Below are 19,640 nucleotides of genomic sequence, written 5' to 3'. Positions count from 1 at the left end.
TCTGGTTTGTTATGTAAGAAATAAGGCGGTAAAGGATTGAAAGTAGATTTGGCACGAAAGTTTGGCTGAGGTAGTCGCCTTCGATATATGGTTTTCGTCTCTTCCCGTACTCCTCTTTTATATTGCCGTTCTCGCTTTTCACCATCGCCGTTATGTATGCGAGATATATATTTACGGCCCTCGTGGCTAAGCGCTTTTATAAAGCCGCCAGCGGTTGTAATAACTCCCTACCGGCAACGACAGTTTTGTCGATGACAGTGCTTGCTTGATGGGGATTATTTGGACGAAGGTGGCAGTTCATATCACTAGGTGTTGTAGAAGTGGTCACACAGGTGCCAGTTCCCGTGCTGGGAGTTGTGTGGGTCGGAGTTGTGTGAGTTGCATCATCCGGTTGGTTAACGAACGTGTGCGTTTCGTTGTTATTGACTGAGGCGTTGTAACGCTTCCATCTTTTGGTTGATTATCGCTTAGCCTATGAATTTAGGTGCACAAATGGTCTTTTTTGTTGTTTAGATCTAGTTATCTTGTGTGCAAGGGATTTTGTGATTTAAGGGTTTTGGGTGCGCAAAAGTGGGTAAATTTGGGCCAGTTTTAGCCGAAATTACCCCTATGTGACAGAAGTCACATAAATTAAGGTTGGTCGTTTTATTCCTTAAGTGCAACTTCGCCCCTTTGGCAATTATCAATATTGATATTATTGCGTTATTGCAGGTGATAGCCATAGTCTTTTGAGGCATGTCCGATGTCTGAGGTCTGAATTGCACTAACGAAATTCTCTAATATATTTCTCAGAATGCATTGATAACAGGTTGATAACGGAAGAAAATTTGCCATTGAATGGACAGGGGTTGAAATCATTTCGTAACCTGATTGAGACAAAACAGCCAGAGAGAAAAAGCCGAACTGGTTAGAAAGGTCCCAAATAAAGAGGTTTGGGAAACCGGCTCCGGGCTAAAGCGCAACGGGAAACCGATCGCGTGGATGTAGGCGCAACAAGAGTATTGGAGATTCATTCGTGGCTAAGCACCGTCGTCAAAACAACAACGTGGTACGCAACACTGCTGCCGCAACCGCAGCAGCTGCTGTTGCGACAATGGTAAACCCGGCACAGGCTGCAGAGGTCGTCGTTCCTGGCACCGATGTTCGCTTCGAGGTTGCTGGTGTGGAGAACGTTCAGGGTCTTGCAGACGTTCCAGGTGCCAACCAGTGGATCCCATCCCTAAAGGGGCAGGGTAACGCTAACTACTCCGCAGTCGTCGAGAATCCATTTGAAGCCGTTCAGCCGGTGCAGACTCAGTCTGTCGGCGACAAGATTGTTGCAGCGGCTCGCTCAAAGATTGGCGCACCGTACGTATGGGGAGCAACTGGCCCTAACGCGTTCGACTGCTCCGGCCTGACCTCCTGGGCGTATAACCAAGTTGGTAAGCAGATTCCACGCACCTCCTATGCGCAGGCTGCACAGGGACAAAAGGTTTCCCGGGATAACCTTCAGCCGGGTGATATTGTGGTCTTCTATTCTGGTGCTTCTCACGTGGGAATCTACGCAGGTAATGGCAAGGTGGTTCATGCCGTGACTCAAGGCACCCCACTGCAAGAAGCTCCTATGTCGAATATGCCATTCCACTCTGCAGTTCGGTTCTAATCTATACCTCGATTGGCTGTCTCCTGGTACTCGGGAGGCAGCTTTTCGTATTTAACCGGGAATTATTTACTTTTTTCACATCGGTAACAGGTGACATGGGAAAGTCCAGTGGAAAGCCTTTGATGCTTTATAGTGTTTCTCGGTTTAGTGTTTGTTATCCCCCAAATCTGATAGAGGTTTATTGTGCGCGCCGCTTATCGTAGCTGTGTGGTCATTTTGGCCAGTCTTGCGTTGGTGACTGCCCCTGTGGTGTCATCTGCTGAGGATGTTGATCAGCTCATTCAGTCGATGGATGAATTGTCGCAACAGACCAGCGCTAAAAACGAGGAAGTTAAGCACCTTGAAGATGAGATCCATGTCGCAGAGGGGGAGATGGTTGGTCTTCAGGAGGCGGCCGATCACGCTACAAGTCATGCTGATGCGGTCAAGGCGCAGGAGTCGTCTTACCAAGGGGAAGTTAATCGGATCGCGTCAGCGAAATATCGGGGTGTTGTCTTAGACCCAGTTACTCAGGTGATTGGATCCGACAATCCACAAAACGCTATTGACCGGTCGGCTTATATAGCAACATTAACTTCTAAGACGGAGAATGTCGTCGATAAGCTTTTGGGCGCTACCGCCAAAGCCAACGAATCGCGTAACGAGGCTGTCCAAGCCGTAGAGGCTGCAGAATTCAAGCGCAATAGTTTGCTTGCGAAGAAAGAACAACTAGCTCGGGAACAAGAAGATCTAAAAGTGAAGATCGAAGAGGTTGTTTCCAAGGTAGATTCGCTATCCGATGCTGACCGGGCACGGTGGGTGGCTAAGAATGGTCCAGTTGAGTACGCGATCGCAGGGATAACAGGTTCCAATCCTGTTGGTTTGGCAGCGTTGCAGGCGGGAATGACGAAGATTGGCGCCCCTTATGGTTGGGGTGCTACTGGGCCAGATCAGTTTGACTGCTCCGGGTTGATCGTGTGGTCGTATCAGCAACAAGGCAAGACCGTGCCGCGCACATCCCAGGCACAGATGGCTGGCGGAATGCCGGTTAGTCGTAGCGAATTGCAGCCAGGAGACATTGTGGGCTTTTATCCGGGCGCCACACATGTCGGCATTTATGCCGGCGACAATAAGATACTGCACGCCTCAGACTATGGTATTCCGGTGCAAGTAGTGAGTATGGATTCCATGCCGTTTTATGGTGCGCGGCGCTACTAGATGACTGCGGCATAGTAGGCTTTTCATGCGAGTGTTATTGGTAACGAATGATTTCCCGCCGACTATTGGTGGGATTCAGTCGTATCTTAGGGATTTTCTTTTTACCCTCAACCCAGACAATGTTGTGGTTTTCGCCTCCACCCAAGACGAAAAAGCCGCCCGCCGTTGGGATGAATCTGTGCCGTACCGAATATATCGCTGGCCCCGCCGGGTGATGCTGCCAACTCCCGCTACGGTGCGCCGGATGCGAGAAATCATTCAATCAGAGCATATAGATGTTGTGTGGTTCGGGGCTGCAGCGCCACTTGCTCTAATGGCGCGGTTTGCCAGGGCAGCGGGGGCTAAGCGGGTGGTTGCTTCAACACATGGGCATGAGGTTGGGTGGTCCATGCTGCCAGGTGCGCGCCAGCTGCTGCGGGTAATCGGGCGGGATTGTGACGTCGTGACGTATATTTCGGATTACACCCTGGGGCGGTTCGGTTCTGCTTTTGGCAGCCCGGAATTTGCCCATTTGCCATCAGGAGTCCACCTCGAAAGGTTTGCACCATTATCGCAATCAGAGCGAGAAAAGACTCGGCTCCGGTTGGGGTTGCATCCGGCTGAATTGGTGGTGGTTTGTGTGTCCCGGTTGGTTCCGCGTAAGGGGCAGGACCACTTGCTTAGCGTGTGGCCGGAAGTTGCCGCAAAGTTCCCCTCAGCTAGGTTGATTTTAGTTGGTAGCGGGCCCTATGAAGCTCGGTTACGACAGCTTGCTAAGTCCTGCCCGCACGGGTCTGTTCGGTTTACAGGACGGGTTTCAGAAGCTGATTTAGTTGATTTCGTTCGTGCTGCGGACGTGTTTGCTATGCCGTGTCGCACCCGAGGCGGTGGTTTGGACGTTGAGGGGCTTGGAATCGTATTTTTAGAGGCTCAAGCGGCTGGGATCCCGGTTATTGCAGGTGATTCTGGGGGTGCGCCGGAAACAGTCACCGTAGAGAGTGGAATCGTGGTTGAGGGGAAAAGCAGAAAGCAGCTTTTCGACGCCCTGACGTTGTTGCTTTCCACACCGTCTGTGCGTTCCCAGATGTCGGCTGCGGGCAAGTTACATGTCGCTAAAAATTGGACGTGGGAAATTATGGGTCGTCGGTTGCAGCGGATTCTTTTCAATTAGTTTTTTAAACGATCAAATCCCTCCGGTTGTGATAACTAGGTGAGTTTCAATGCCAGTGGGTATAATCGACGATTATTATTTTTTGATTTCTCACCTCAAAAGGCGGATTCATGTCCTCAACTGTCACTGTTGGTTTTGATATTGGCGGAACCAACATGCGGGCTGGTGTGGTTACAGCAGAAGGTGAGATTATCGCTTCTGTTTCTTCGTTGGTTCCACAGACTGACGCTGATCTCATGCAGGGGATCGTTGGGACGGTTGAAAAACTAAGCGAAGAATATTCCATTGGAGCTGTCGGATTGGCGGTTGCCGGGTTTTTAGACCCGGCATGTGAGGTTGTTCGCTTCGCGCCGCATTTGCCGTGGCGGGATCGCGCGGTGCGCGCGGAGCTAACTGAGGCGTTGGGATTGCCAGTGTGGCTAGAACATGACGCTAATTCAGCGGCTTGGGGGGAGTATCGGTTCGGTGCTGCCCAGGGCAGCGACAACTGGGTGCTATTTGCGATTGGTACCGGAATCGGTGCCACATTGATGCATAACGGCGAGATTTACCGTGGCGCGTTTGGTACTGCCCCTGAATTTGGTCATCTCCAAGTTGTTCCTAATGGGCGCCCCTGTCCCTGCGGTAAACACGGATGTTTGGAGCGTTACTGCTCCGGAACAGCTCTTGCAGAAACTGCGCGGGAACTGATGATGCAGGAGCCACATTTGGACAGTTTGTTACGGCATGAGATCTCGATAAGCGGAAAAAGCGTTATGGAAAGCGCGCGCCGTGGCGATCCGGTGGCAGTTCGGGCGGTGGCAGATTTTTCCCGCTGGTTGGGTCTGGGGCTGTCGATCGTCTCGGATGTCTTAGATCCGGGCCTAATTGTTATTGGTGGTGGAGTGTCCCAAGATCCCGATTTGTATATGGATGCTGCGGTCGCAGAGATGTCTCGAAGCATAGTAGGGGCGGGATTTAGACCACTTCCGCACGTAACTTGCGCTCAGTTGGGCGGCGATGCAGGTATGATTGGCGTGGCGGATTTAGCGCGGAAGTTGCTCTAAAATCCAGGTTGTTAAACTTAACGTATAGGTGCGGTTGTGGGAGGAAACACCATGAGCAACAAATGGTATTGGGCATTTAAACATGTTTTTCTGGGCCCATTGCTGCATGTGTATAACCGGCCTACCATTGTGGGGGCTGAAAACATCCCTGCCACCGGATCGGCGATTTTGGCCTCCAACCACCAAGCTGTGTTCGATTCGTTTTATCTGGCGCTTTTATGCCCGAGGCAGATAACGTTTCCAGCGAAGAATGAGTATTTCACTTCGCCTGGTCTAGTAGGGAAACTGCAAAAGTGGTTGTTCACTGCGTTGGGGCAAATCCCACTGGATCGGACGGCTAACGACGCGGGTGATGCGTTATTGCGTGCAGCGCAATCGGTATTTGAAAAAGATGAAGTGTTTGGCATTTATCCGGAAGGCACACGCTCACCTGATGGCAGGATTTACCGGGGTAAGACTGGAATGGCCCGAGTGGCATTGGAATCTGGCGCCCCTGTGATACCTGTCGCTATGATCGGAACCCGCGAGGCCAATCCGATCGGTTCCTGGATTTTGCGTCCGAAAAAAGTTCATATGCGTATCGGCGAAGCCATAGATCCGATTGCTTTCGTAAAAGGGCGGGGGCTCGACCCAGCCTCGCATGAGGCGGCACGATCATTAACCGATCATGTGATGTTGGTGCTGTCGCAACTGGCGGATCAACCGTATATCAATGTTTACGCAGCCGATGTTAAGAAATCCCTGGAAGCTGGAAAAGGTTTTCCACCGGAGGCGCAACGTTAAATTACTGTTAGGCACGGTCAGTTTCGTCGGGTGTGTCAAATAAGTGACGGTGAAAAACTGTCGGTGGGAGGTTGACAAGAACGCTCGCTTAAGGTTGGTAAGCTCTGACTTTGCTTAGTTTCGTTTCCTTAAGATTTTTAGATAGACTAGACAAGTTTTTGATTCAACCAAACCGAAGGGTAGCTGTGTCTGACACCGCAATTACCACACGCATGGCGTGGCCAGATGTGGCCCGTGGCGTCTCAATTTTAGGGGTGATGACACTACATGCAACTTTCGAAGTTCCAGGCGGCTCAGACACGGTAATCGCGAAAGCTAATGAACTTATCGCGATGCTGCGCATGCCGTTGTTTTTCTTAGTGGCTGGGTTTTTCGCCCGCAAAGTTTATCGGTTTAACGTGGTGGAGCTCTTTAGTAAACGCATTTGGTTTTTACTTGTTCCATATTTGTGTTGGGCGCCAGTCGAGATTTTCTTCGCGCGGTTGAAGCTTCTACGAAATTTGGATGTTGCCATGCCGACTGCGGAGTTCTATCGCGAAACAGTGGTATGGGGCCTGAATATGTACTGGTTTTTATGGGTCCTCATTATCTTCACCGTGGTGTTGTGGTTGACCAAAGCATGGCCCACGTGGGCGCAATTCGCCCTACCAGTGGTGGTAATCGCGGCTACTCCTTGGTTACTGGCCCATGGGAATCTCTCTACTCCGCGCCTGGTTGCGTATTTGCCGTTGTTTTTACTTGGCGCCTATCTGCGCCCCGCGATAACGTGGTTTGCCGACAATGCATTGCGGTGGCAGGTAGCGGTGTCCGCCATAATCGTTGGCGGGATTGCTGCTGTGGTGCATCAGTTTGTAATCCGGGGTGAGTTGGTTTCGGAAACTTTCAAACCAGTTGTGGATGTGATGATAAGCATCGGTTTGATACCACTGGGGGTGTTGGCTGCGGTGATATTGGCCAAGGTGCCGGTGCTGGGGGCTGCGTTAATGAAAGTTGGACGGCACACCTTGGTTGCCTACCTGGGACATCCGATTGCCTTGTCTATAATTTTCAGTCTCGGTATTTATGGGCGGGTGAATATCGAACCTGGTGCAGATGTGGTTTTTGAAACTCCGACGTTCTGGGTTCTGATGTGTTTGGTCATGTGTGGCTTGGGTGCTGTGGTGATGTACAGTATCGCGCGCACCCCGATTGTGGGGTGGACAATCCATCCTCCGAAAATAGCTGGTTTTTTAGAAAAGAAACGTGCTCCACTTGCTAGCTCAATGCCTTAATGTGAGCAAGAGACATTTGTCTCGGTGCATTTTCACGGGATGTAGTTAACGCGCGCTGAAGAAATAAAACGAGGAATTGAAGCAGTGAGATACTTTTTTGATACGGAATTCATCGAAGACGGAACGACTATTGATTTAGTTTCCATTGGTATCGTCGCCGAAGACGGGCGAGAATATTACGCTATTTCCACTGATGCGGATTTAAGTCGGGCGAATCCGTGGGTACAGGAAAACGTTTTACCTAAATTGCCGCCACAAACAGATCCGCTATGGCGCAGTAACGCACGCATTAGGAAAGAAGTTTACGAGTTTTTGACTTCCGCATCGTCACGCCCAGAGCTATGGGCATGGGTTGCAGCATACGACCATGTTGTTTTGGCGCAATTATGGGGTGACATGACGGGATTACCACGGGAGATCCCGCGTTTCACTCGGGAATTGCGACAATACTGGGAGTTTGCGGGATGCCCTAAGCTGCCAGAGTTGCCGGATGGCAATCATGATGCGCTTATCGACGCCAGGCATAACCTCGCAAAATTTAAGGTCTGCATGGCGGCGCTCCCCTTAGGGAAGAGAAATAAAATTTTAACCAGATCCTCAAAATAAGTAGGTAATTTTAGTTTTATTTATTAATGAGCAATTTTTGCTAGGTTGCATGGTGGGGAATGTGGGGTTTTAGGGGTGTCCATGCTAAACATAGTGATGTGAGTTGGACAGTTGATATCCCCAAAGAAGCCCTTCCTGATTTGCCACCATTGCCTGACGGTTTGCAACAACAGTTTGAAGATGTGATTTCCCGTGATGCTAAACAGCAGCCACACTGGGATCAAGAGATCGCAGCAAACGTGCGTAAGATCTTAGAGTCGGTGCCTCCGATCGTTGTTGCGCCGGAAATCCGGGAATTGGAAAGCCATCTGGCGGACGTGGCTAACGGTAAGGCGTTTTTGTTGCAGGGCGGCGATTGCGCCGAAACTTTTGAGTCCAACACTGAACCCCACATTCGTGCCAATATCAAGACATTGCTGCAAATGGCGGTGGTCCTGACCTATGGTGCTTCTACACCTGTGGTGAAAATGGCTCGTATTGCGGGGCAATACGCTAAGCCTCGTTCTTCTGACCTGGACGAACACGGATTGCTTAATTACCGGGGCGATATCGTCAACGGTGTGGAGGCTGACGAATCTGCTCGGCAGCACGACCCAGCGCGAATGATTCGTGCATATGCTAATTCATCGGCTGCTATGAATTTGGTGCGTGCCCTGACCAATTCGGGGACTGCGGACTTGCACCGTTTGACGGAGTGGAATCGTGAGTTCGTCGCAAAATCACCAGCGGGTGCCCGGTATGAAGCTCTGGCTCAGGAGATTGAGCGTGGATTGCAATTCATGAATGCGTGCGGAGTGGCTGATGATTCGCTGCGTTCAGCACATATTTATGCCTCACATGAAGCGCTGTTGGTCGATTATGAACGTGCGATGCTCAGGTTGGCTACCGATGAAGACGGAAACACTAAACTTTATGACCTTTCCGCACACCAACTGTGGATAGGTGAGCGTACCCGTGGCATCGACGATTTCCATGTGAATTTTGCTGCTATGATCGCTAACCCGGTCGGCATAAAGATTGGTCCGACCGTTACTCCGGAAGAAGCTGTTGCGTATGCCGATAAACTTGATCCCGAGTTCACCCCAGGGCGGTTAACAATGGTTGCCCGCATGGGGCACGACAAGGTTAGGACTGTCTTGCCGCCGATCGTGGAGGCTGTTGAGGCTTCCGGGCACAAGGTCATCTGGCAGTCTGACCCGATGCATGGCAACACGTTTACTTCATCAAATGGCTATAAGACTCGTCACTTTGACAAGGTGATTGATGAAGTTCAGGGCTTTTTTGAGGTACATCGGGCGTTAGGTACCCACCCAGGCGGCATTCACATTGAGCTAACTGGCGAGGACGTCACAGAATGCCTTGGCGGCGCAGAGGATATCACCGATGTGGATCTGCCGGGTCGTTATGAGTCGGCCTGTGATCCTCGGCTAAATACCCAGCAGTCGTTGGAATTGGCGTTCCTTGTGGCGGAGATGCTACGTAATTAGCCCGTAACTGATAGCCGCACCAGGCTAGTACTGCTCCCGCTACGATCACGTAGTGGGAGCCTAGTATTTGTTGGGTAATGGTCCATTCCAGCTCCAGGTGATTGCGGGACGGGAGGAATGCGTGAAAGCATCCTACCGTGGTGGCAAAAAGCACCCACCCAGCCATTATTCGCATTTTGGCCTGCCACAGCGCAAAAGCTGTTATTGGCAGCCACACCCAGTGATGCGACCAACTGACGGGGGAGACCAATAACCCGGTAAGTGCGATCAGATTAAGAGCTAGTAGGTGGTGGGAGTTGTAGGCGGCACGATATGCCGAGTAGCCGCCACCCACGATAACCGTGATGCTGAAAAACAGCCACCAGTAGGCGGATTCTTCCGCCCGGCTGATAACACCAGCGATGCTTTGGTTGGCGGCGAAATAGCTGGCGCCGATACGATCGGTGGCAAATATTGTGTCGCTAAAGTACTGCCACACCAGTGATGGGTACCACAGTGCAGGTAATGCAGAAGCGACAATTGCGGAAAGTGCAAGGTTGCGGACTGCCCGCCAATTTTTTGTTACGAGGAAATACATAGCGAAAATCGCCGGGGTGAGTTTGATGGCAGCAGCAATCCCGCATAGAATTCCGGGCGGGAACCACGGAAAAATTCGGCGGAGCGCTCCGCTGGCGTCGACAAGCACTAGCAAAAGTAGCACTGTGTTGATCTGGCCGAACATTAACGTGGCGATAACTGGTTCGCACAAAACCACAAGTGGTATTAGTCGGAGCGCCCATAATATTGGGTGTGCTACATCGCACCACGCAAGCGCTATTGCGCAGGCTGTCGCTAGACACACCACCGTAATCGTGCTAAACAAAACGCTGCTTAGACTAAGCGGCAGGTATGCTAGCGGGCTGAAAACCAGAGCAGCAAACGGCGGATACGTAAACGGCAGAGGCGTTTCCTGCGTGTGGAAACGTTGATTGTAGATGTTGCCCGATCGGAGGAATTCGGTGGCACCTAGTCGATACACATCAAGGTCTACTAGGTAGCGGACCGAGCCGTTTGAGACGTCGACAAGCATAAGAGCGACAAGGATACCTGCGCATACCGCACCGATCGCGGCCGTCCACCAATCAGCTGCGATACGGTTAATTAAGGACACGTAATTCTACTTCTTCGCCGGGCGCTAACGTGCTGAATATTGTAGGAGACTGGTATAACACTCGGCTGCTATTGCTTGCCGACGTTGCCACCTTTGCCTCCAAACCTGCATCGTGCAAGATACGACGTGCTTCACTTAGGCGTTTTCCTACTACATTGGGCACTTCAACTTCGCCAACCAACACAATGGTTACTGCGGTTTGGGAGCTATCGATCAGGGTGCCGGATGGTGGGGAAGACTCATAGACATCGGATGCGGTTTCACCTACGGCGCTGGAATCTTCCGAACGGATAACCTCAGCTACCCGTATTCCTGATTCCGCCAAAAGGCTGCGGGCTTCTCGTTCGGTAAGACCGAAAAGATCAGGGATCTCGGTTGCGGTGGAGACATGGAGGGTAATTTTGCTGCCTTTGGGAATCTGGGAACCCGCCTCCGGTTGTGTGCCAATTGCATGCTCTCCCGCAACAGAATCATCGAATCGGGTTTCCACCGTCACATCAAAACCGGCATTACGCAATTGGCCAATGGCTTCTTCTCGGGATTGGTCCCGCACGTTCGGAACGTTGACGGGTGTTGGGCCCTTGGATAGATGTACGGTGATCGTGCTATTAACGGGAACTTCGCTGCCTACGCCAGGGGATACCTCTGCGATTTTTCCTTCTTCGACGGAATCGGAGTACACCGATTCGCCTTCGCTGTACTGCAATGTTCGCGATGACAGCGCGGCGCGGTAGGCGGAAACATCTGGTTGCTCTGCAAAGTCAGGAACCGTTGGTTTGCCCAATGACACCAAAAGGGTGACATCGTCACCCTTTACCGCTTGGCTGCCGCTGGCCGGTTTAGTTCCAGCAACTAAATCGACCGGAATATCATCGTCATACACCGTCGCTATCGCTGTCCCAAACCCGTGGTCAGCAAGGGTCTGGCTTGCTGTGGTTTGATCCATCCCCAATACTTGCGGCACTTCGCCGTATCTTCCAGAGCCAAACCACCACGCGCCGATCGCAATTGCTGTGGTGATTATCGCTACAACGATCCACCAGACGACGATTCCGCCGCGGCCCCGATTGGTGACCACCGGTGCCGGTGATAATGATTCCACCACGGCTGGGGTATCGACATCTGGATGAGGTTGCGCGACTACCGGTTGCGGTGGTGGTGCCACTTCGGGTACCGCTGTGGGAAACACCGACGTTTCTTCCGGAGCGCTTGGGGGCAATTGCATGGTCATATTAGGGCTACCTACCACCGTGGTGGGGGCGTCGGCGTTGTCGTTGACACTTCCTATCACCGTGGTGGCATCCGCGTCGGTTAACGACGCGACGTGGGCGGCGGCGCGCTGGGTTGCCGTGTTCTTCGGTACCGGAACTATATACGGCGGAAAGTCGAGTTCCCGTGCTACGTCTTCTAGTGCCGTTAAGAATTCCGCCGCATCGGCAAACCGCTCCTCTGGATTGCGGGCGGTAGCGGTGGCCACCAATTCGTCGATAAGCTTCGGTACACCACTAACCCTGCTGCTGGGTGCGGGAACATCTGAATCGAGACGTGCGAATGCCCGAGAAATTTGGGAATCGCCAGCAAACGGAGTTGTTGCGGTTAAAAGCTCGAATAATAAAATTCCGGCCGAGTACACATCCGACGCCATGGTGATGTCGTCGCCGCTTACCTGCTCTGGCGACAAATAAGAAACCGTGCCGATGATCTGATTCGAGGTGGCATTAGATGCCGCTGCTGCCCGAACTAGCCCAAAGTCGGATAGTTTGACCTGGTTCTGCGAGTTAATAAGAACGTTGTCTGGTTTCAAATCGCGGTGGATAAGCCCAGCGGCGTGCACAGCCGCTAACCCCTGCAAAATCGAACGCAGCACCGACACCGCAGCATAGGCTGGTAATGGCCCCTGTTCTTCCAATAATTCTCTTAAGGTACCGCCGTTAATCAGCTCCATAATGAGGAAGATGTTGTCTCCCTCTGAGCTGAAATCGTACACCCCCACCAAATTTGGGTGGGAGAGCTGCGCCATTGACCGGGCTTCACGTTGAAACCGGTCGGAGAAGATGGGATCGCCAACGTACTGGTCATCCATGACCTTGGCTGCAACGGTTCGCCCCAGACGAGTATCCACACAGCGATACACCGTTGACATGCCGCCGCGTGCGATAGGCGCCTCAATGCGGTAGCGATGTTCGAGAAAATCTCCCAACTTCAATTGCATCGTTCTAGTATGACTGAAACCTAAGCCGCAATTCAATCACAGTGAAAGTCGCGACAATCACACCACTTACCACTAACTGCACGACTGGAGCTACCTAACTTTTTCGCCGAAGTATTGGTACATTATCCTCTGTGAGTTCACAACCTGTATCTGCATCCATTTTGCCCGCCGGAACCAAACTACTAAGCGTTCCCGATTACGCCGAACAACTGGGCGTTCCAGTAACCCGGGTCTTTGACATGATTCGGGAGCACAAACTCATTTGTGTGAATGACAGTGGAAGCAAACGCATACCCGCAGATTTTCTTTCCCATAAAAACACTACGAATAAGTTTGTTCCTGGAGTCATTGCTCTGCTTGCCGATGGCGGATACGACGACACGGAAATCCTCACTTTCCTGTTTACAGAAGACCCATCCCTTCCCGGCCGTCCTATCGATGCATTGCATGGGCACTTAGCGCGGGAAGTCATGCGGCGTGCCCAAGCAATGGCGTTTTGATGATTCTGGTCGCTGATATTTACGACGAGGACAACTTTTTCAGCGAAAGATTTCTTGGTTAAGGTGCATCGAAAACACCGTTGGGGTTTATCATTCGGCGACGTTAGGGCGTCGATAAGCTATACGCAGATTTCACGGCTAGCACCAAGCATTCTGCCTAGAAGACTAGGCCACAAGGAGGTAGCGGAAGGACTTGTCCACAATGCGAGGCCGTGTGAAAACCTGCCTCACACCTGACTAATGACTGGTTAATCCTTGATGTGGGTGGGGGTAAAAAGCCATGATGCTGCTACCCATCCTGCAACCAATGATGCTGCAACCCATACAGGATTATAAAGCTGATGGTTTCCAGAGCCCGTAAACGCAAGGGCAACCACAATAGAACCAATAACGAACAGCTGCTTGATCAGCCGGGATGAAGAAATTACCCCGGCCAGCGGCAGAACGGAAGCGTAATACCAAGGCAGCGTCACCGCATTGAATGTAAACGCCACCAGATACGCGATCATAGCCCCAGTAATCGGGCGGTTACGTAACCACCACCAACAACTGACAAAACCCACAGCCATCACGACAAAGGAAAGCGACCGCGCCGTAGCCACCACAGAGTTGTAATTGAAAAGATCGTTAGAAATCCGCCCAGCTTCACCAATAATTCCGGAAACCAGTGACGGGAAGGAAAGCGGATTAATCACCTTAGAATTACCAGTCAGTGCGGCAATCCATCCCCATGATGCACCCGATAGATACGTGATTATCGCCAAAACCGCAATCGTTTCAATCGCGCCGCCTAAAGCTGCGATGAAAAACGCGGTTAGTTTGTGCTTAAGCCCATCAGGCGCAGCAATGACGACTATCCAGACAACAAACGGCAAGCAAAAAGCAGCGGTTGCCTTCAGCGCCATACCCACTGCGATGAAGGCAACGCCTGCGAAAAAGCCGGAATAAAGTGCTGGATAGGAGCGATCACGAACAATCAAATACAAACCTACGCTTACTAGCCCCACCATGATCGACTCATTGTGTATTCCGCCAACTAAGTGGAAGACCATGACGGGATTCGCCACACCCAACCACAGTGCGATGGCTGGATTGGTGCCTAAAGAAACAGCAATCTTCGGAATCGACCACATGATTGCGGCGAAGCCCAGCAAGGAAATCGCCTTAAATGCGTACACGCCAGCGGTGACATTATCGCCAGTCACGGAAGTGACGGCCTGACTGATCCATAAGTGCAACGGGCCGTAAGGGGTAGTAGTATTGCGCCAGTCATGCGAAACCTCAAACAAGATCTGATTGGGGTTCGCAGCCGGGCCTTGGGTGTAGGCATCGAACCCATCCCTTAGTAAAGTGCCCTGCATCAGGTAGGAATACACATCACGCGACATGATGGGTGCCGCAAATGCCAATGGAATCAACCACACCGCCAGCGTACGCTGCACAAAACGTGACGTGACCGCACGAGCGATCACCAATTTACCCAGCAAAACCCAGACCACAACATACGCTATAGTGCCAAGCCACAATGTGACATTCGAAAGCGCAGCGCCATGCCCGAAACTCAGAAATTCCAGATTCAGTGCAGCAAGGATGCTATTGCGTTTCTGAACGGAACCGCCACCAAATGAGCCTAAGAAAATGATGAAGGTGGCCAGCAGCCCCAGCCGCCACACGGCAGCAGGTTGCACCAGCTGCGAGTGCGTTCCAAGCCCACCCCGGATTCCAGCTGGGGCGGATGATTCCCGTTCAGTCATAGTTCCCCTTTACCCGGAAAGAAATATCTCAATTAAGACTCACAACCGCTACATTCTAGCTAAGTGTGTCGCGCCGTCGCCCGGTCAGCTAAGACATGCAGCAACTTTCGTGCTGACTCTGGCAGATCAACCGAATCCAAATGCGCCAACCCCGCATCGGTGAGCATGGAAATTTGCTTTTCGACGTCCTCAGCTGCGCCCGTTACTCGAATCGCTTCGGTTAACTCAGCGATTGCTTCCGGCGACGTCACTCGCCCCAAACCAGAACGGATCAACGCGGCAGTCGGGTGATCTCCTTGTGCCTCAGCCAGAGCTAACGCTGTAGCGACCAAAACCGTACGTTTGCCCTCCCGTAAATCATCGCCAGCAGGTTTTCCAGTTACCGACGGATCGCCAAAAACCCCTAATTGGTCATCCCGTAACTGAAATGCCACCCCAATATCGGTGCCATACGCGCGAAGAGCCGTGATAACCGCGTCGGAGGCCCCAGCGATTGAGGCGCCGATATGCAACGGCCGCTCAATGGTATAGGCTGCAGTTTTAAAGCGATTGACAGTATGCGCCATGTCAATATCTTCACTTCCAGAAGCCTCAACCGTGATATCTAACAATTGCCCACCAATCACCTCGGTGCGCATCCCACGCCAGGCTGGCAATGCCCTAGATAACGCAGCAGAACTCAAACCAGAGCCATGAAATAAATCATCAGCCCACACCATTGCCAAATCGCCAACAAGAATGCCAACGGAATGCCCAAAATGGCCGGAATCACCCAACCAGCCACGATCCATATGGCGGCGCTCCGCCACCCGATGCACTGTTGGATTGCCGCGCCGGGTATCAGAGGAATCAATGATGTCATCGTGGATCAACGCGCAGGCCTGAATCAGCTCTAATGAACTAATCGCATTAATGACGGCATCTATCTTTTCGGGAAGCCGTGGCTGGTCTTTACCGACATGGTTATCTGTGTCATTGGTTTTAGTGAAGTGGGCATTTCCTGGCGTCGAAAAGCACATATCATCCGCAGTTGGACCGCACCCTGCTAAAAACCCCGCCCAAGCGTAAAGTGGCCGGATACGTTTCCCGCCACCCAAAACGTATTGCTCCAACATTCCCACCGTGCGGGAAACTGGTTCGCCAATGGCAGCAATGGTTGAATCTTGGTTTCGGAAAAACCGTTCTAAACTTTCTGCCACCAAGTGGGGAATCTCCTCCGGGGCGGGCATCGCACCAAGCTCGGTTCGTTCAGCATAATCCATACGTTCCGTCTCAATTCCCATGACAGTAGCCACACCTAACATACCCGTAAAAAACAGCCTTGAAAAAAGCCTGCAATAACTACTTAAGTGTAGCCCACCGGCACCGAAGAGCCCGTACACAAGAAACCGGAATCAAACCGATCTGGGTAATCTGAAATGTGAAAAATGCCAGTAAAGCTGGGTTATATGCATTTTGTATCGCTAAAGGATTAATAAAACCGGTCTTGGCGATAATATACAAAACCATGTCCGCACCAATTCCTGCCCGTTATCAACGTTCCATCGTCGACGTTATCTCCGCTACCGCGCCGGGACGCATACCATTCTCGGTGGAATTTATGCCACCTCGCAATGATGAAGCAGAGCAACGGCTGTGGAAAGCTGCGGAAGTATTCCATGATCTAGGTGCCGCTTTCGTTTCGGTGACCTATGGTGCGGGTGGTTCCTCCCGGGATCGGACAATGCGAATTGCCCACGAGCTGGCGCGGCATCCGCTGACAACACTGGTGCACCTGACTCTTGTGGGGCACACGGAATCAGAGCTGATTGAGATTCTGTGTGACTATGCTAATGCTGGGCTATCTAATCTTTTGGCGTTACGTGGCGATCCGCCGGGTGCTGATCCGCTGGGGGAGTGGCAGCCAGTTCCAGGCGGTTACGAATACGCAGAGCAACTTATTAAACTTACTAAGCGGTTAGACGAAACCTCACACTTCCATATCGGCATCGCATCCTTTCCGGAAGGGCATCATCGGGCACCAACGTTGGAAGCTGACACGGAGTTTACCCTGGCTAAACTTCGAGCAGGAGCCGAGTTTTCCATTACTCAGATGTTTTTTGATGTTGAGTATTATCTTCGCCTTCGGGATAGATTGGCGCGCGACCCAGAGCAGGGGCTAAAACCCATTATCCCAGGAATCATGCCGATCACCTCGCTGCGTTCTGTGCGGCGGCAACTGGAGCTTTCTGGGGCGAAGCTGCCAGCGAAACTCGAAGAAAGGCTCCTCAAGGCAGCTGATGGTGATGAGAGTAAAAACCAAGAAGAAATCCGAAAAGTGGGAATTGAAGAATCAACACTTATGGCTGAACGGCTCATCGCTGAAGGTGCGCCTGACCTCCATTTCATGACGTTGAACTTCGCCAGGGCTACTCAGGAAGTGCTGCACAATTTGGGAATGGCGCCAGCTTGGGGTCCGGAACTGGGGCATGACGCAGTGCGGTAAAGCACATAAGACAATGCAGAGGTCAGTGGTCGCGCGACACCGTGGGGTAGGGGTGCCCGAGTGAGATTCTTAGCAAGCCTCTACGGTTGAACCTGCGTGAGACTATTGCAGGAGCTTAGGCTATTCACGATCTGGGTGGGGTCAAAGTACCTAAAGGGCAAGATCATATTTTGTTAGCGAGGATTGCAAATGCCCGGTCGTCTCCCCGGAAATAAAAATTACGCAGAACATCGAAAAATCCTAGGGATCGATAAAGGCCAAAGGCATTATTAGCCTCATGCGGGACTTCAGGAGTAGAAAGCAACGTAAACGGCGCGTTCGCTTTGGAAAGAAGACCTTTTAACAATTCCCGTCCGATGCCTTTGCCTTGCATGACAGGGGAAACATGCACCTCCATCAAGGAGAAATAGTTATTCAGCATGGTAAGTTCTTGGCTGGTAGCGCCCCCACGTTCTCGTAATCCTCGCCTTATTTCTTGATCCCACCATTGAATTCGACTGCCGTGGTATCCGTACGCGACTCCATAAACATGAGTGTTGTCGTGAGCGCATACGGCCTGAAAATTACGTTCCGTTACAGCAAGCCGCCATGCTTTGATCCGCGAAGAGCGAATTTTCTTCTCATAACCCATCGCATCAATGTAAATATCGACGAGTATTGGAGCTAACGCGGAAAACTCCAGGGTGCTGAGGGGTTGAATAATCAGGGACACAACTTCTCATCGAACCACTTTTTTCTCCATTGTGGGTGAAGGCGTGTGCAAAATTATCGAAGTTTTATATTCCACACCCTTTTCAAAGTCGAACGAACGTTCTATAATTGGGGTAGGTCATGTCGGAGTTGTTTTCTATGGTGTCAACAGACAACAGAGAATGATGACAGTAGATCACGGTAATCATTCAAAGTTATTTTCATAAGAAAGGAGTTGGAGATTATGAGCACCGTCGTCTCTGCAACAACACGTTTTAGTGATCGCCCAGTAAAAAGCGCAGAATTTATCCATAAAGCGCATCTTTTGTTGTCCGAGGCGATCGGCTACCGAGGTCAAGGACGTCTTGACCTTGCGTTGGAGTACGCTTACCAAGCTGCGCTTCGCACAGCTGCAGCTCGGATAGCCCAAAGCGCGGTTGCAAAACGAAGCCGCAAGCCAACCAATGCCTGGGATCAATTGCGATTAGTGGATGCAATTTCAGCGCAGTGGGCAGACACGTTGGGCCAGTATTCCCGGTTGCGTTCTCGGGTATCAAGTGGGATCGATACAAATGTGGATACCGCCATTGTGGATCGTCTGATCAGGTTGGCAGGCGAATTTCTCGATGCGGTTGAGTTTGATAATGGCGGAACCCCGGCAGCTGCTTAAGCAAAATTGTGGCGTTTAGCTCATATCACAGTTTTCGCCATCAACCTTTCGTTCCCGTTCTTTTGTGGTGGTTCTACCTGTTATTTACACCATGGGGAACTTTACTATTACCCTTGTCGTTGTAACAGGTAGATGGACATTATTTATTAATGTAACTTAGTTGTATATTCATAACTAACAGTTGGTTTTGCAGGTAGCTGGTTCTTGCTCGGCGCATAACAAGGCAAATGCATTAAATCATCGTTGTCGGATCACTCGCCAATGGGAGGAATAGTGGCACTTTCCGAGCATGAGCAACAATTGCTCAAGGAGATCGAGCAATCTTTGCTCGCCGAAGATCCCAAGTTCAGTGCCGCCGTTGCCGGCGGTGAATTTGGCGGGCAGCAGGGCCTAGTTACATTACGTGGAATAGCGGTAATTGTCATTGGCCTTGTGTTGCTAGTAACCGGTGTTGCCTTAAGCCAAGTTTCGCTATGGCTAGTGGGGCTAAGCGTTCTGGGATTTTTGGTTATGGTCGCGGGCGGCGTATGGATGCTGCGCGGCGGCGGTGCCGTTCGGGACTCCTCCCTAAGCAAGTCTTCTCGGAGTAGCCGGGGTGAGCGTCGCGGCGGATTAGGCGACCGGATGGAAGACAATTTCCGGCGTCGCTTCGAAAATTAAAATCCACAATTTAAATATTTCTTCGTTACCGGTTTGCATACATATCGCAGCAAACCGGTTTTTGTGTTGCAGGTGACCTGAACTGCGAAAACTTGCGGGAATAATTGCCACCATTTATTGGTTGTAATGGGAGGATTTTCAACTGCTGGCCGAGTTTTTCCAGCGCACTGACAACCGGAGGAAATGAAAAAGTGGTTAGGCTGGATACGGAAAGCTGGTTTTGAGCATGCTGCGATATACGAAAGGTGAATGTCCAACAGCGCGCTAATTATTGAGCAGGCGATGGCTCTGGTGAGTTTCTCCCCGCGCAATAAGAACTCATCATGGGCGCACTCAT

The 19,640-nt window shown here is 51.4% G+C and carries 17 protein-coding genes; 12 read left to right on the top strand and 5 right to left on the bottom strand.

From position 1 onward, the window contains the following. The first annotated feature begins 1,015 nt into the window (after positions 1 to 1,015). From CMUST_RS10780 to CMUST_RS10745, 8 genes are all read left to right on the top strand, one after another. Positions 1,016 to 1,642, top strand: a complete 627-nt coding sequence (locus tag CMUST_RS10780) for a C40 family peptidase (RefSeq protein WP_047262529.1) — start codon at positions 1,016 to 1,018, stop codon at positions 1,640 to 1,642. A 183-nt stretch (positions 1,643 to 1,825) separates the two neighbouring features. Then, positions 1,826 to 2,839 carry a C40 family peptidase gene (locus CMUST_RS10775; protein ID WP_047262528.1) on the top strand — a complete coding sequence of 338 codons (1,014 nt, stop codon included), beginning with the start codon at positions 1,826 to 1,828 and terminating at the stop codon, positions 2,837 to 2,839. Positions 2,840 to 2,864: 25 nt separating this feature from the next. Then, positions 2,865 to 3,989 carry a glycosyltransferase family 4 protein gene (locus tag CMUST_RS10770; RefSeq protein ID WP_047262527.1) on the top strand — a complete coding sequence of 375 codons (1,125 nt, stop codon included), beginning with the start codon at positions 2,865 to 2,867 and terminating at the stop codon, positions 3,987 to 3,989. Positions 3,990 to 4,099: 110 nt separating this feature from the next. Continuing rightward, positions 4,100 to 5,035, top strand: a complete 936-nt coding sequence (locus CMUST_RS10765; protein WP_047262526.1) for an ROK family protein — start codon at positions 4,100 to 4,102, stop codon at positions 5,033 to 5,035. A gap of 51 nt (positions 5,036 to 5,086) precedes the next feature. After that, positions 5,087 to 5,818, top strand: coding sequence for a lysophospholipid acyltransferase family protein (locus CMUST_RS10760; RefSeq protein WP_047262525.1), 732 nt, complete (start codon positions 5,087 to 5,089; stop codon positions 5,816 to 5,818). Between the two features lie 185 nt (positions 5,819 to 6,003). Next, a complete protein-coding gene (locus tag CMUST_RS10755; RefSeq protein WP_052844684.1) occupies positions 6,004 to 7,089 on the top strand; it encodes an acyltransferase family protein in 1,086 nt (361 codons plus the stop codon). Between the two features lie 84 nt (positions 7,090 to 7,173). Then, positions 7,174 to 7,695: a polyadenylate-specific 3'-exoribonuclease AS gene (locus tag CMUST_RS10750; RefSeq protein ID WP_047262524.1), complete on the top strand. Its 522-nt coding sequence runs from the start codon at positions 7,174 to 7,176 to the stop codon at positions 7,693 to 7,695. Between the two features lie 98 nt (positions 7,696 to 7,793). Further along, positions 7,794 to 9,182, top strand: coding sequence for a class II 3-deoxy-7-phosphoheptulonate synthase (locus tag CMUST_RS10745; protein ID WP_047263576.1), 1,389 nt, complete (start codon positions 7,794 to 7,796; stop codon positions 9,180 to 9,182). Here the strand turns inward: CMUST_RS10745 and CMUST_RS10740 are convergent. Both CMUST_RS10740 and pknB read right to left on the bottom strand, forming a co-directional pair. Next, a complete protein-coding gene (locus tag CMUST_RS10740; RefSeq protein WP_047262523.1) occupies positions 9,073 to 10,332 on the bottom strand; it encodes a glycosyltransferase 87 family protein in 1,260 nt (419 codons plus the stop codon). The two genes, CMUST_RS10745 and CMUST_RS10740, sit on opposite strands and share 110 nt — an antisense overlap. Then, complete coding sequence (gene pknB / locus CMUST_RS10735; RefSeq protein ID WP_047262522.1) at positions 10,319 to 12,544, bottom strand: Stk1 family PASTA domain-containing Ser/Thr kinase; 2,226 nt, start codon at positions 12,542 to 12,544, stop codon at positions 10,319 to 10,321. Before pknB ends, CMUST_RS10740 begins: the two co-directional genes overlap by 14 nt. Positions 12,545 to 12,675: 131 nt before the next feature. Here pknB and CMUST_RS10730 point away from each other — a divergent pair, with 131 nt between their 5' ends. Next, positions 12,676 to 13,044 (top strand): Rv2175c family DNA-binding protein, encoded by a 369-nt coding sequence (locus tag CMUST_RS10730; RefSeq protein ID WP_047262521.1) that lies wholly within the window; start codon positions 12,676 to 12,678, stop codon positions 13,042 to 13,044. A 248-nt stretch (positions 13,045 to 13,292) separates the two neighbouring features. On the opposite strand, the gene CMUST_RS10725 is transcribed toward CMUST_RS10730, so the two are convergent. Continuing rightward, positions 13,293 to 14,798, bottom strand: coding sequence for an alpha-(1->6)-mannopyranosyltransferase A (locus CMUST_RS10725; RefSeq protein WP_083987535.1), 1,506 nt, complete (start codon positions 14,796 to 14,798; stop codon positions 13,293 to 13,295). A 59-nt stretch (positions 14,799 to 14,857) separates the two neighbouring features. Further along, positions 14,858 to 16,060: a polyprenyl synthetase family protein gene (locus CMUST_RS10720; protein ID WP_047263574.1), complete on the bottom strand. Its 1,203-nt coding sequence runs from the start codon at positions 16,058 to 16,060 to the stop codon at positions 14,858 to 14,860. 245 nt (positions 16,061 to 16,305) lie between these two features. On the opposite strand from CMUST_RS10720, the gene CMUST_RS10715 reads away from it, so the two are divergent. Then, entirely contained in the window at positions 16,306 to 17,283 is a 978-nt protein-coding gene (locus tag CMUST_RS10715) for a methylenetetrahydrofolate reductase (RefSeq protein WP_047262520.1), read from the top strand. Between the two features lie 163 nt (positions 17,284 to 17,446). Here the strand turns inward: CMUST_RS10715 and CMUST_RS10710 are convergent, their stop codons facing one another. Beyond that, entirely contained in the window at positions 17,447 to 17,995 is a 549-nt protein-coding gene (locus CMUST_RS10710) for a GNAT family N-acetyltransferase (RefSeq protein WP_047262519.1), read from the bottom strand. A 222-nt stretch (positions 17,996 to 18,217) separates the two neighbouring features. On the opposite strand from CMUST_RS10710, the gene CMUST_RS10705 reads away from it, so the two are divergent. After that, complete coding sequence (locus tag CMUST_RS10705) at positions 18,218 to 18,643, top strand: SAV_6107 family HEPN domain-containing protein (protein WP_047262518.1); 426 nt, start codon at positions 18,218 to 18,220, stop codon at positions 18,641 to 18,643. A 273-nt stretch (positions 18,644 to 18,916) separates the two neighbouring features. After that, positions 18,917 to 19,303, top strand: coding sequence for a DUF3040 domain-containing protein (locus tag CMUST_RS10700; RefSeq protein WP_047262517.1), 387 nt, complete (start codon positions 18,917 to 18,919; stop codon positions 19,301 to 19,303). Positions 19,304 to 19,640 lie beyond the last annotated feature (337 nt).

This window comes from Corynebacterium mustelae (assembly GCF_001020985.1).
GTDB lineage: Bacteria > Actinomycetota > Actinomycetes > Mycobacteriales > Mycobacteriaceae > Corynebacterium > Corynebacterium mustelae.
This window is presented reverse-complemented; position numbering and strand designations above follow the sequence as displayed.

Bases quoted from the DNA above. Each gene is read 5' to 3' on its own strand.
- CMUST_RS10705 (WP_047262518.1), top strand. From the start codon at position 18,218: ATGAGCACCGTCGTCTCTGCAACAACACGTTTTAGTGATCGCCCAGTA.
- CMUST_RS10760 (WP_047262525.1), top strand. From the start codon at position 5,087: ATGAGCAACAAATGGTATTGGGCATTTAAACATGTTTTTCTGGGCCCA.
- CMUST_RS10725 (WP_083987535.1), bottom strand. From the start codon at position 14,798: ATGACTGAACGGGAATCATCCGCCCCAGCTGGAATCCGGGGTGGGCTT.
- pknB (WP_047262522.1), bottom strand. From the start codon at position 12,544: ATGCAATTGAAGTTGGGAGATTTTCTCGAACATCGCTACCGCATTGAG.
- CMUST_RS10715 (WP_047262520.1), top strand. From the start codon at position 16,306: ATGTCCGCACCAATTCCTGCCCGTTATCAACGTTCCATCGTCGACGTT.
- CMUST_RS10770 (WP_047262527.1), top strand. From the start codon at position 2,865: ATGCGAGTGTTATTGGTAACGAATGATTTCCCGCCGACTATTGGTGGG.
- CMUST_RS10765 (WP_047262526.1), top strand. From the start codon at position 4,100: ATGTCCTCAACTGTCACTGTTGGTTTTGATATTGGCGGAACCAACATG.
- CMUST_RS10720 (WP_047263574.1), bottom strand. From the start codon at position 16,060: ATGGATTATGCTGAACGAACCGAGCTTGGTGCGATGCCCGCCCCGGAG.